11 protein-coding genes are annotated in these 11792 nt (G+C 71.5%); 5 read left to right on the forward strand and 6 right to left on the reverse strand.

Annotated elements, in window-relative coordinates; all coding sequences use genetic code 11:
• Nucleotides 1-19: 19 nt before the first annotated feature.
• The 3 genes from AB0C29_RS15240 to AB0C29_RS15250 all read right to left on the reverse strand — a co-directional run bounded on the left by AB0C29_RS15240 (nucleotide 20) and on the right by AB0C29_RS15250 (nucleotide 4521).
• Nucleotides 20-1681, reverse strand: a complete 1662-nt coding sequence (locus AB0C29_RS15240) for a Na+/H+ antiporter (protein WP_360820520.1) — start codon at nucleotides 1679-1681, stop codon at nucleotides 20-22.
• 86 nt (nucleotides 1682-1767) lie between these two features.
• Nucleotides 1768-3228: an adenosylhomocysteinase gene (gene ahcY, locus AB0C29_RS15245; protein ID WP_360820522.1), complete on the reverse strand. Its 1461-nt coding sequence runs from the start codon at nucleotides 3226-3228 to the stop codon at nucleotides 1768-1770.
• A gap of 177 nt (nucleotides 3229-3405) precedes the next feature.
• Nucleotides 3406-4521 (reverse strand): phytanoyl-CoA dioxygenase family protein, encoded by a 1116-nt coding sequence (locus tag AB0C29_RS15250; protein WP_360820524.1) that lies wholly within the window; start codon nucleotides 4519-4521, stop codon nucleotides 3406-3408.
• A gap of 73 nt (nucleotides 4522-4594) precedes the next feature.
• Here AB0C29_RS15250 and AB0C29_RS15255 point away from each other — a divergent pair, with 73 nt between their 5' ends.
• From AB0C29_RS15255 to AB0C29_RS15270, 4 genes are all read left to right on the forward strand, one after another.
• Nucleotides 4595-5632: a LacI family DNA-binding transcriptional regulator gene (locus AB0C29_RS15255; RefSeq protein WP_360820526.1), complete on the forward strand. Its 1038-nt coding sequence runs from the start codon at nucleotides 4595-4597 to the stop codon at nucleotides 5630-5632.
• An 81-nt stretch (nucleotides 5633-5713) separates the two neighbouring features.
• On the forward strand, nucleotides 5714-6049 hold the full coding sequence (locus AB0C29_RS15260; RefSeq protein WP_360820528.1) for a YciI family protein: 336 nt from the start codon (nucleotides 5714-5716) through the stop codon (nucleotides 6047-6049).
• On the forward strand, nucleotides 6050-7255 hold the full coding sequence (locus AB0C29_RS15265; protein WP_360820530.1) for a sigma-70 family RNA polymerase sigma factor: 1206 nt from the start codon (nucleotides 6050-6052) through the stop codon (nucleotides 7253-7255).
• On the forward strand, nucleotides 7252-7770 hold the full coding sequence (locus AB0C29_RS15270) for a pyridoxamine 5'-phosphate oxidase family protein (RefSeq protein ID WP_360820532.1): 519 nt from the start codon (nucleotides 7252-7254) through the stop codon (nucleotides 7768-7770). Before AB0C29_RS15265 ends, AB0C29_RS15270 begins: the two co-directional genes overlap by 4 nt.
• Here AB0C29_RS15270 and AB0C29_RS15275 read toward each other — a convergent pair.
• The 3 genes from AB0C29_RS15275 to AB0C29_RS15285 are packed head-to-tail and all read right to left on the reverse strand — an operon-like array spanning nucleotide 7750 to nucleotide 10357.
• Entirely contained in the window at nucleotides 7750-8583 is an 834-nt protein-coding gene (locus AB0C29_RS15275; protein ID WP_360820534.1) for a TIM barrel protein, read from the reverse strand. The two genes, AB0C29_RS15270 and AB0C29_RS15275, sit on opposite strands and share 21 nt — an antisense overlap.
• The gene (locus AB0C29_RS15280; protein WP_360820536.1) at nucleotides 8580-9581 is read right to left on the reverse strand and encodes a Gfo/Idh/MocA family oxidoreductase; all 1002 of its coding nucleotides are present in this window, start codon (nucleotides 9579-9581) and stop codon (nucleotides 8580-8582) included. The genes AB0C29_RS15275 and AB0C29_RS15280 overlap by 4 nt, the downstream gene beginning before the upstream one ends.
• 14 nt (nucleotides 9582-9595) lie before the next feature.
• Nucleotides 9596-10357 carry an SDR family oxidoreductase gene (locus AB0C29_RS15285; protein WP_360820538.1) on the reverse strand — a complete coding sequence of 254 codons (762 nt, stop codon included), beginning with the start codon at nucleotides 10355-10357 and terminating at the stop codon, nucleotides 9596-9598.
• Nucleotides 10358-10561: 204 nt separating this feature from the next.
• Between AB0C29_RS15285 and AB0C29_RS15290 the strand changes: the two genes are divergently transcribed.
• On the forward strand, nucleotides 10562-11689 hold the full coding sequence (locus AB0C29_RS15290; protein ID WP_360820540.1) for a M48 family metallopeptidase: 1128 nt from the start codon (nucleotides 10562-10564) through the stop codon (nucleotides 11687-11689).
• Nucleotides 11690-11792 lie beyond the last annotated feature (103 nt).

The following is an 11792-nucleotide window of genomic DNA, read 5'->3' on the forward strand; positions in this document are numbered from 1 at the left end:
GGGCCGGCGGCCGCACCGGTCAGCGGGGCCGGTCGGGGAGCAGGCGTTCCTCGAAGTCGAGCTCGCGTTCCAGCACCCGCAGACCCTCGTCGGAGAGCCGGTCCGCGTCCCGCCAGCGCAGCAGCTCCTCCCGCTGGGCGTCGATCACCGCCCGGCGCACCCGCAGCCCGGCCTCGTACTGCGGGGACACCGGCACCTCGTCCGAGTCGGACTGGTCGAGCAGGTCCAGCCGGCGGCGGTAGCGCTCCATCCGGGAGCCGAGCTGCTTGCGTACCGTTTCGATGGCGTGGTCCTCGATGTCGTCGTGCTTCTCGTGGTCGATCTCGTCGAGCCGGTCCAGGGCCGCCTGCACCGACGCCGAGCGGGCCTCGTTGCGCAGCCGTACCTTGTCGGCCTCGTTGGCGCGCAGCCCGAGCAGCCGCACCAGCGGGGCGAAAGTGACGCCCTGGCCGACCAGCGTCACCAGCACCACGACGAAGGCGCAGAACAGCAGCAGGTCCCGGTCCGGGAACGGCGAGCCGTCGCGCAGCGTGAGCGGCACGGTGAAGATCGCCGCCAGGGTGATGACTCCGCGGGTGCCGGCCCAGCTCAGCGCCGTGATCTCCTTGCCGTTGAGCCGGCGTTCCCGTTCCTTGCCGCGCTGTTCGGTCTCGTCGCTGGTGCCGCCGAGGCGGGTGTGCAGCGAGATCGGCAGCATTTGGGTGAGCACCAGGAACAGCGGGCGCAGCAGCAGCACCACGCCGACGGAGATGGACACCGCGATGACGATCGTCGAGGTCTCGTACTGCGACAGGCCCCGGACCACGGCCGGCAGCTGCTGGCCGATCATCAGGAAGACCAGTCCCTCCAGCAGGAAGTCGACCAGCCGCCAGACCGCGCTGACCTGCAGCCGGCTCGCGCCCGAGCTCATCCTGGGCATGTCGTGCCCGACGATCAGCCCGGCCACCACCACGGCCAGCACACCGGAGACGTGCACCCGCTCAGCCAGCAGGTACGCCACGAACGGCGTGCCGAGCGAGATGGCGTTGGCGATCAGCGGGTCCTGCATGAGCCGGCGGGCGGCCCGGACCGCGTAGGCGACCAGGATCCCGGCGATGACCCCGCCGACCGCCATGATGACGAACTCGCCCACCGCGGACGTGATGGAGAAGCTGCCGTTGGAGGCGGCGGCCAGCGCGACGCTGAGCAGGGTCAGCGCGGTGGCGTCGTTGAGCAGGCCCTCACCCTGGATCAGGGTGACGATGTTGCGGGGCAGGCCGATCCGTTTGCCGATCGCGAGCGCGGCCACCGGATCGGGCGGCGCCACCGCGGCGCCCACCGCGACCCCGGCGGCGAGGGTGGCGCCGGCCACGAACAGGCTGAAGCCGTAGCCGATGAGCACGGCGGTGAGCAACACCAGCACCACGGAGAGGCTGATCACAGTGCGCAGGTTGCGCCGGATGTCGACCAGTGAGGAGTCCAGCGCCGCGTTGTAGAGCAGCGGCGGCAGTATGAGAGTCAGGACCAGGTGGGGGTCCAGCTCGATGTTGGGACCGGGCAGGACGGCGTAAAGGATCCCGGTGACGGTCAGGAGGGCGGCGGCGGGCAGTCCGGTCTTGCCGGCGACCCAGCGCATCGCGACCACCACGGCGACACCGGCCAGGATGAACAGCAACGTCGTCTCGACTTTCACCCGGCACATTCTCCCGGACGACGGCCGATCGCGCGCTCATGATCGACGGTGGCCCGGGTCTCCCGGCGAGCGGAGAGACCCGGGCCGTCGATCGGTCAGTACCGGTAGTGGTCCGGCTTGTACGGGCCCTCGACGTCGATGCCGAGGTATTCCGCCTGCTTCTTGGTCAGCGTGGTGAGCCGGACGCCGAGCGCGTCCAGGTGCAGCCGCGCGACCTTCTCGTCCAGGTGCTTCGGCAGCACGTAGACCTGCTTGTCGTACGCCTCCGGCTTGGTCCAGAGCTCGATCTGGGCCATCACCTGGTTGGTGAAGGAGTTCGACATCACGAAGCTCGGGTGCCCGGTCGCGTTGCCCAGGTTCATCAGGCGGCCCTCGGAGAGCACGATCACCGCGTGACCGTCCGGGAAGCGCCACTCGTGGACCTGCGGCTTGATCTCGACCTTCTCGATGCCCGGGACCTTGGCCAGGCCGGCCATGTCGATCTCGTCGTCGAAGTGACCGACGTTGCCGACGATCGCGTTGTGCTTCATCTGCGCCATGTGCTCGGGCGTGATGATGTCCTGGCCACCGGTGGTGGTGATGAAGATGTCGGCCTCGGCGACGACGTCCTCGATCCGGGCGACCTGCATGCCGTCCATGGCCGCCTGCAGCGCGCAGATCGGGTCGATCTCGGTGACGACGACCCGGGCACCCTGGCCGCGCAGCGTCTCGGCCGAGCCCTTGCCGACGTCGCCGTAGCCGCAGACGACGGCGAGCTTGCCGCCGAGCATGACGTCGGTGGCCCGGTTCAGGCCGTCGACCAGCGAGTGCCGGATGCCGTACTTGTTGTCGAACTTGCTCTTGGTGACCGAGTCGTTGACGTTGATCGCCGGGAAGAGCAGCTCGCCGGTCTTGGCGAACTTGTAGAGCCGGGCGACGCCGGTGGTGGTCTCCTCGGTGACGCCCTTGATCCCGTCGGCGATCTTGGTGAACCGCTGGGAGTCCGACGCCAGGCTGCGGCGCAGGGTGTCGAGGATGATCGTGTATTCGTGGCTGTCCTCGGCGGTGGTCGCCGGGACCGCGCCGGCCAGCTCGAACTCCCGGCCCTTGTGCACGAGCAGGGTGGCGTCGCCACCGTCGTCGAGGATCATGTTGGGGCCGAGGCCGTCACCGAAGGTGAACAGCTGCTCGGTGCACCACCAGTACTCCTCCAGCGTCTCGCCCTTCCAGGCGAAGACCGGGGTGCCGGTGGGCGCCTCGACCGTGCCCTCGGGGCCCACGACGACGGCCGCGGCGGCCTCGTCCTGGGTCGAGAAGATGTTGCAGGAGACCCAGCGGACGTCGGCGCCGAGAGCCACGAGGGTCTCGATCAGCACGGCCGTCTGAATGGTCATGTGCAGCGAGCCGGCGATGCGCGCGCCGCGCAGCGGCTTGGTGTCGGCGTACTCGGCGCGGATCGACATCAGGCCCGGCATCTCGTGCTCGGCCAGACGCATCTGGTGGCGGCCGAACGCGGCCAGCGACAGGTCGGCAACGGCGAAGTCGAGGCCGTTGCGCTGCTGGAGACGATTGTTCATGAAGAAGGGCACCCCCCTCATCGGGAGGCGCCCTTGCGTCTGTGACCCGAGGGGCCGAGCGTGGCGGATGTCCGTGGACTCCGTCGCAGCGCCTCTCGACCCGGGGCTCGCGCCGCTTTCGGGCGCTCGTTCCACCATAGCGTCCGAGCCCCAAGATCGCTGCTGGGCCGGGATTCCTCAGACCCGGCGTTCCTGCTGGTCAAGCAGGGCCTTGGTAAATTGTGGCGTGTCCCACTCTTCGGTCAGGGCCTGCCGGAGCAGCTCCGCCTGGGTCGGCGGGGCCAGCCCGCCGATCGGCTGGTCACGGTCCAGATTCGTGGGGAACGCGTAGCCCTCGGCCGCCGCCGCGACCACGTTCGCCACGTTCCCGGTGAAGCCGCGCAGCACCGGGTAGAGCGCGTGGCACATGGCGGTCCGGTCCACGGTCTCCATGGCCCGGCCGAACGCCGAGGACACCTGCAGCAGGTTCGCCATCCGGCGCACGTCCGCGCTGCGGTTGGTGCCCGCACCGTGGAACAGCGCCGGGTTGAAGAACACCGCGTCGCCCTTCTCCAGCGGCAGCTGCACGTAGTTGGCCTCGAAGTAGGCGGTGAACTCGGCCAGGTGGAAGGCGACGTAGCCGGGCGGGTACTTCTGCGAGTGCGGCAGGTACAGCGTCGGGCCGGTCTCCACCGGCATGTCGACGTGCGCGACCGCACCCTGCAACGTCAGCGCGGGGGAGAGCTGATGAATGTGCGCCGGATAGCTCTCGGCCTGCTCCCGGCTCATGAAGCCGAGGTGGTAGTCGCGGTGCGCCACCTGGGCCTGTCCGCCCGGGTTCACCACGTTGATCTGGGAGGTGACCTGGTAGCCGCGGCCCAGCCAGGCCGACGAGACCAGCGCGAGGGCGTCGTTGGCGTAGTAGTCGGCGAACGCCGCCGGATCCCGCAGGGCGAACTTGTCGAGCGCGCCCCAGACCCGGTCGTTGGCGCCCGGCTTGGCGAAGTGGTCGCCGCCGACCACCCCGGCCGCCTTCTGCTCCTCGATCATCGCGGTGAAGACCCCGGAGGCGCGGTCCACCACAGCCGGGTCGAACGCGCCCCGGAAGACCACGATGCCTGGGCCATCGAGCAGTGCGCGGGCCAGCTCGGACTGCACCTCGCGGCGGTCGGCGGCGTGCACGTCCGGCTCGTAGATCAGCACGTTCTGCCGCACCTGGGCGGCGTGCGGGTAGTGGGCCCGGTCGGTCTCCTGCTCGACCAGGGTCCGGAAGTCGGCGAGGCGGCAGTCGGCCGCCGAGAACCAGGTAGTCATACGGGCAGGCTAGGCCCGACGACCACCTCGAAAGCCCTTGAGAACCCCTCAAAAAACCCTCATCGTGTACGGGGTGAAGCACCCGTACCGGATCCGCGAGATCGCCGCCCAGTCCGGGCTGAGCCCCGCCACGGTCGACCGGGTGCTGCACGCCCGGGGCGGGGTCCGGGCGAGCACGGTCCGCGAGGTCGAGCAGGCCATCGCCGACCTGGACCGGCAGCAGTCGCAGCTGCGCCTCGGCGGCCGTACGTTCATGGTCGACGTCGTCGTGCAGGCCCCGCAGCGGTTCTGCACCGCCGTGCGCGCCGCCCTCGAGGCCGAGCTGCCCGCGCTGCGTCCCGCCGTCATCCGGTCCCGTTTCCACTTCCTGGACAGCCCGGCGGTCGGCGACCTCGTCGGCGTGCTGGACCGGGTGATCCGCAAGGGCTCGCACGGCGTCATCCTCAAGGCCCCGGACGTGCCCGAGGTGGTGGCCGCGGTGACCCGGCTGACCGGGCGCGGCACGCCGGTCGTGACCCTGGTGACGGACCTGCCGACGAGCGCCCGGGCCGCGTACGTGGGCATCGACAACCGCGCGGCCGGTGCGACGGCTGCCTACCTGGTGCAGCAGTGGCTCGCGGACCGGGCCGGGGACGTGCTGGTGGTACGCGGGCACGGTTCGTTCCGGGGTGAGGACGAGCGGGAGATGGGTTTCCGGGCCGAGATGCGTGCGCGTAACGCGGGGCGCCGGCTGCTGGAGGTCGTGGACGAGGAGGACCGGGCTGACGCCGTACACATCGGCACCCGGGAGGTCCTCGCCGCGCACCCGGCGGTCCGCGCGGTCTATTCGCTCTATGCCGGCGCCGGCGGCAACGCCGCGGTGGTGAACGCCTTCGACCGGCAGCGGCGTCCCTACGACGTGTTCGTCGCGCACGACCTGGACGGGGAGAACACGGCGTTGCTGCGCGAGCGCCGGCTCTCCGCCGTGCTGCACCACGACCTGCGCCAGGACCTGCGTCGGGCCTGCCAGGTGGTGATGCAGGCGCAGGGCGCGCTGCCCGGGCCGGTGCGCTCGAACCCGTCGGCGATCCAGGTGATCACGCCGCACAACGCCCCGCCCGCGGAATTCTGAAGTTTTCTTCGTCCGGCTGTCCGGAACCGTGGTGCCCGTTCGTCACCGTGGTGAGATCACGAAGAAGAGGAGAGCCCCGAGATGAAGTTCATGATGTTCGTCTGCACCGACACCGAGCCCGAGACCGACGAGTCGCTGGTGCCCGACATCGAGGCCTGGGTGGCCGAGAACGACGCCGCCGGCCGGCGGGTGGAGGGCAGCGTGCTCGGCTCGCCCGCGGCGGCCACGACCGTCCGGGTACGCGGCGGTGACCTGCTCGTCTCCGACGGCCCGTTCGCCGAGACCAAGGAGGTCATCGTGGGCTTCGACATCCTGGAGTGCGCCGACCTGGACGAGGCGATCGAGGTCGCCCGTCAGCACCCGATGGCCTACAACGGCCGGCTGGAGCTGCGGCCGTTCGTGGACCTGGCCAGCTGAATGCCGGACCTCGGGCAGGCGGTTGCCGACGCGGGTGCGGACTCGTACCCCCGGATCGTCGCCGCGTTGATCCGGATCACCGGCGACTGGACCCTGGCCGAGGACTGCGCCCAGGAGGCGCTGGCGATGGCCCTCGAACGCTGGCCGCAGGACGGGGTGCCGGCGAACCCGGGCGGATGGCTGATGACGGTCGCGCGCAACCGTGCGCTGGACGTGCTGCGGCGCGCGACCGTCGAACGCCGCAAGCTCCAGGAACTGGCTCTGCTGACCGAGCCCGCCGGGCGGGAGGACGAGGACGGGGAGGAAGTCGTGGACGACCGGCTGCGGCTGATCTTCACCTGTTGCCATCCCGCGCTGGCGCTGGAGGCCCGGGTCGCGCTGACCCTGCGGACCATCGCCGGGGTGCCGACCGCGGACATCGCGAGCGCCTTCCTGGTCACCGAGTCGACCATGACGCGCCGGCTGACCCGGGCCAAGGCCAAGATCGCCACGGCCGCTATCCCGTACCGGGTGCCGGCCGGGGCGGCGCTGGCCGAGCGTCTGCCCGGCGTCCTGGCGGTGCTGTATCTGCTGTTCACGCGGGGTTATGACGCCGACGGCGAGCCGGCCTTCGCGGAGGAGGCGATCCGGCTGACCCGGCTGCTCGCCGAGCTGATGCCGGGGGAGCCGGAGATCACCGGGCTGCTGGCGTTGTGCCTGCTCCAGCACTCCCGGCGGGCCGCACGCCGCGACGACGACGGCAACCTGCGCACATTGGACCAGCAGGACCGGTCACTCTGGGACCACGCCGCCATCGCCGAGGCGCTCGCGCTGCTGCCGGCGACCACCGGCCCGTACGCGTTGCAGGCCCGCATCGCCGCCTGCCACGCCACGACGCCGACCGACTGGCCGGCCGTCGCCGCCCTCTACGACCAGTTGTTCTCGCTGCTGCCGACACCGGTGGTGGCACTCAACCGGGCGGTGGCCCACGGGTACGCGTACGAGCCGGCGGCCGGGCTGCGGCTGTTGGCCGAGGCCGGGGTCGGTGGGGCGCTGGACGGGTACCCGTACGCCATCGCCGCGGAGGCCGACCTGACCGCCCGGGCCGGGGACACCGGCCGGGCAGTGATGCTCTTCGAGCAGGCCGCCGCGGCCGCCCCGGCCGGACCTGTGCGACGGGCCCTGCTGACCCGCGCCGAGGAACTATCCCGAGACGAGGAACCATGACCACACCGACTGTCGAATACAACGGTGACTTCAGCGAGCCCGGCGCCCCGGCGGTGCCGTGGGCCGACGTCGAACGGGTGCTGACGACGTCGGAGATGTTCTTCCTGTCGACTGTCCGCGCCGACGGCCGCCCGCACGTCACCCCGCTGCCGGCGATCTGGGACCGCGGTGTGCTGCACATCTGCACCGGCGACCAGGAGCAGAAGGCGAAGAACCTGGCCCGCAACCCGGCCTGCGTGCTGTCCACCGGCACCAGCGCGCTGCACGGCGGGCTGGACGTGGTGGTCGAGGGCGTCGCCGTCCGGGTCACCGAGCCGGCCCGGCTGCGGGAGCTGGCGGCACTCTGGAAGTCCAAACTGGACTGGGACTTCGGGGTGGGCGAGGACGCGTTCCGGGACCCGGCCGGGCGCAACGGCCTGGTCTACGGGATCCGGCCCGCGAAGGTGCTCTCCTTCGGCAAGGGGCCGTACACGCAGACCAGGTACCGCTTCCCCTCAGCCGAGAATCTCGCGTAGCCGGTCGGCGCTGCGGCGTACGTCGGCCACCGGGCCCTCGCCGATCGGCTCGGCCCGCAGGATCGTGTCCTGCTCGAGCACCCACCAGCCGTCGTAGTCGTGGCGCCGCAGGGCCGCCGCGACCGCGGCGAAGTCCACGTCCCCGTCGCCGATCGGCCGGTACATGCCCGCGTCCACGGCGTCGGTGTAGGTGCGCTGCCCGGACCGGACCTGCGCGGCGATTCTGTCGTCGACGTCCTTGGCGTGCACGTGGGCGATCCGGTCACCGGCGGACCGGGCCAGCGCCACCGGATCGGTGCCGCCGATCAGCAGGTGCCCGGTGTCCAGGCAGAGCCCGATGCCGCTGCCGTCCAGGACCCGCTGCACCTCGGCGGTCTGCTCGACCATCGTGCCGACGTGCGGGTGCAGCACGGCGGTGAGGCCGCGCTCCCGGGCCTGGGCGTCGAGCTTGTCGAGGTTGGTGAGCAACCGCTGCCAGCCCGCAGCGTCCAGCTCCGGCCGGGCGTCGTAACCCTCCTGGCCGGTGGCCGCGGCCAGCACCACGGTGTCCGCCCCGGCGGCCACGAACCGGTCGAGGTCCAGCACCGGCTCGTGCGCCGGGTCGTGCAGGACCACCGGTACGAAGCCGCCGACCGCGCGCAGACCCAGCTCCCGCAGGAGCTCGTCGGAGGGCAGGAAGCCGTCCGGGCCGAACTCCGTCGCGGTCAGGCCCACCTCGCGCATCTCCCGCAGGACCCGCTCCGGGCTCAGCTGGTGTCCCCAGCCCGGCACCTCACACACACCCCAGGAGATGGGCGCTCCAGCGATCTTCATGCTGCGCTCCTCACTTCGCTCACGCGTACGGGCCTGTGCTCCCGCAGCGACAACGTGCAGGCCTCGGCGATCCAGCCGGCCTCGACCGCGTCGGCGACGGTGCACGGGCTTTCCCGCGTGCCGGCGACGACCTCGGTGAAGGCGGCCAGCTCGCGCCGGTACGCCTCGGTGAACCGGTCCATGAAGAACGTGTGCGGCGGCCCGGCCGGGAACGTGACGCCGGGCTCGACCGAGCGCAACGGCAGCTTGTCCTCCAGCCCGACGGCGATGCTGTCGGCGCTGCCGTGCACCTCCAGCCGCACGTCGTAGCCCCGGCCGTTGAACCGGGTGTTGGACACGACGGCGAGGGTGTCGTCGTCCAGCGTCAGGACGGCCGCGGTGGAGGCGGCATCGCCGATCTCCGCGAAGATGGCGTCGCCGCGGGTGCTGCCGGTGGCGTACACCTCGATCACCTCGCGGCCGGTGACGTACCGGATGATGTCGAAGTCGTGCACGCCGCAGTCGCGGAAGATCCCGCCGGAACCGGCGAGGTAGGCCGCCGGCGGCGGCGCCGGGTCCATGGTCGTCGACCGTACGGTGTGCAGCCGGCCCAGCTCGCCGCTCGCGACGGCCGCCCGTGCCGCCACGAAACCGGGGTCGAAGCGCCGGTTGTAGCCGATCTGCACCGTCGCGCCCGCGCAGCGCAGCAGCACCTCCTGTGCCGCGTCGGCGCCCCGGGCCACCGGTTTCTCGCAGAAGACCGGCAGCCCCGTCTCCACAGCCGCGAGGATCAGCTGGGGATGCGCGTCGGTGGCGGCGGCGATGACCACACCGTCGACGCCGCTGTGCAGCAAGGCGGCGGGATCGACGGCCGGCTCGGCGCCGTACTTGCGGGCGACCCGTTCCGTTGCCGCCGGCACCGCGTCGGTGACGACCAGCTCGGTGACCTGGGGCAGCCCGCTCAGCGTCTCGGCGTGGAACGCGCCGATCCGGCCCAGCCCGATGAGTCCGATCCGCAAGTCCGGCTCCTTCCTCAGTCCAGCCCGCCGAGCACGTTCTGGTCCCAGTCGATGACCGAGCCGGTCACCACGCCGCTGCGCGGGGAGAGCAGCAGGACGACGAATTCGGCGATCTCGCCGGCCTGACCGAGCCTGCCCATCGGCAGCGCTGCGGCCGCCCGTTCGCGCCAGCCGTCGTCGGCGGCGTGGAAGGCCCGCTGGGTGGCGTCCTCGCCCTCGGTGTCGGTCCAGCCGATGTCCAGGCCGTTGATCCGGATCCGGTCGAAGCGGTGCGCGTGCGCGGCGTTGCGGGTCAGCCCGGCCAGCCCAGCCTTGGCCGCCACGTACGGGGCCAGGTACGGCTGCCCGCCGAGCTCCGACGACGAGATGATGTTGACGATCGTGCCCGGCGCCCCGCGGCGCAGCATGTCCCGTACGGCGGCCTGCATCAGGAAGAACGGGCCGCGCAGGTTGACGGCGATGTGCTGGTCGAACAGCTCGGGGGTGGTGTCGAGCAGGGTGCCGCGCGAGGTGAGGCCGGCCGCGTTGACGAGGCAGTCGATCCGGCCGTACCGGTCGATGGCGGTCTGCGCGGAGGCCAGGGCACTCTCCACGTCGGACACGTCGGCGGGGACGTACTCGCCGTCCAGCTCCGCGGCCAGGGCGACGCCGTGCTCGCGGCGGCGGCCGGTCACGACGACGGTCGCACCTTCCCGGGCGGCGGCCCGGGCGACCGCCGCGCCGACACCCTGAGTGCCGCCGCTGACCAGCACGACACGATTGCTGAGGAGTGCCACGCTCTGAGAATGGGCTGGTAACGAGCCCGTAACAAGCGGCCGGGCCCATCAAAAACACCTCAGCGCGGGGCGCCGCAGCGAGCGGCCGGGTCGGCCGAAAGTCTGATCCCCGCCGGGAGAAGTCCCGCTCGGAGCCGATGCGCCCGGGTTGCCGGATTGGCCAAGCTGATCTCGATCAGGAGACCGAGGCGCGGAAGGACCACCATGACGATCGACGACGAGAATCGGCCGGCCCGGCAACGGGTCACGCTGACCGACATCAGCTCCCGGGCGTGGGAACACCCCGCCGACCGCGGCGCCCTCACCGCCCTGCGTGAACTGCGCGGCTTCGACGACGTCGTGAAGGCGTTCTTCGGCATGTGGAACGAGCGCGGCTTCCGCCTGCAGTACCTGGCCGGCTCGATCCGGGTCGACCACCGGCAGTACCCCCGGGTGTACCAGCGTTTCACCGAGGCGGCGACCACCCTCGACGTGGCCGAGCTGCCGGAACTGTTCGTCAGCCAGTCACCGATGATCCACGGCCAGGCGATCGGCATGGACAAGCCGTTCATCGTGATCACGACCGCGGCCGTGGAGAAGCTGGACGACGACGAACTGCGGGCCCTGCTGGGTCACGAGATCGGCCACGTACGCAGCGGCCACGCCGTCTACAAGACGATCATGATGATCCTGACCAAGTGGGCGACCAACGTCAGCTGGCTCCCGATCGGCGCGATCGCCCTGCGCGCCATCATCGCCGCCATGTACGAGTGGTGGCGCAAGGCGGAACTGTCGGCCGACCGCGCGGGCCTGCTCGCCGGCCAGGACCCGGCCGCGTCTACCCGCCTGCTGATGAAACTGGCCGGCGGCGGCGACCTCTCCCAGATCGACACGGCGGCGTTCCTGGAGCAGGCAGCGGAGTACCAGGGTGGCGGCGACCTGCGCGACAGCATCCACAAGATCAGCATGACCGCGTGGAGCAGCCACCCGGTCCCGGTGGCCCGCGCGGCGGAACTGCGCCGCTGGGTCGACTCGGGCGAGTACAGCCGCATCATCGGCGGCGACTACCCGCGCCGGGACTCGGACGGCAACACCTCGGTGACCGGCGACGTGAAGGCGGCGGCCAGCCACTACCGCGAGTCGTTCGAGAACTCCCAGGACCCGCTGGTGACGCTGGCCCGCCGGGTGACCGGCGGAGCGGCGGACCTGGGCGACTGGGCCGGCACCCAGGCCGGCAAGGCCCGGGCGTGGGCCAGCACGGCGGCGGACGCGGCCGGCCGGGCGGCGCGCCGCGAGAGCCGGCCGGCCGACCGGCCCGCTGACCCGCCGGCCGACGACACCCCGCCGGTCTGACCTGCTGGTCCTCGTTGACCGGGACCCCAGCCCCGCCGCGGCCAGCAGCCCCGACATCCGCGACATGGCCACGGACCAGAACAACGGCAGGGTGCCGAGGGCG

It is taken from the genome of Actinoplanes sp. NPDC048791 (assembly GCF_040650095.1).
Lineage (GTDB): Bacteria > Actinomycetota > Actinomycetes > Mycobacteriales > Micromonosporaceae > Actinoplanes.

Bases quoted from the DNA above. Each gene is read 5' to 3' on its own strand.
- AB0C29_RS15240 (WP_360820520.1), bottom strand. From the start codon at position 1,681: ATGTGCCGGGTGAAAGTCGAGACGACGTTGCTGTTCATCCTGGCCGGT.
- ahcY (WP_360820522.1), bottom strand. From the start codon at position 3,228: ATGAACAATCGTCTCCAGCAGCGCAACGGCCTCGACTTCGCCGTTGCC.
- AB0C29_RS15250 (WP_360820524.1), bottom strand. From the start codon at position 4,521: ATGACTACCTGGTTCTCGGCGGCCGACTGCCGCCTCGCCGACTTCCGG.
- AB0C29_RS15260 (WP_360820528.1), top strand. From the start codon at position 5,714: ATGAAGTTCATGATGTTCGTCTGCACCGACACCGAGCCCGAGACCGAC.
- AB0C29_RS15265 (WP_360820530.1), top strand. From the start codon at position 6,050: ATGCCGGACCTCGGGCAGGCGGTTGCCGACGCGGGTGCGGACTCGTAC.
- AB0C29_RS15270 (WP_360820532.1), top strand. From the start codon at position 7,252: ATGACCACACCGACTGTCGAATACAACGGTGACTTCAGCGAGCCCGGC.
- AB0C29_RS15275 (WP_360820534.1), bottom strand. From the start codon at position 8,583: ATGAAGATCGCTGGAGCGCCCATCTCCTGGGGTGTGTGTGAGGTGCCG.
- AB0C29_RS15290 (WP_360820540.1), top strand. From the start codon at position 10,562: ATGACGATCGACGACGAGAATCGGCCGGCCCGGCAACGGGTCACGCTG.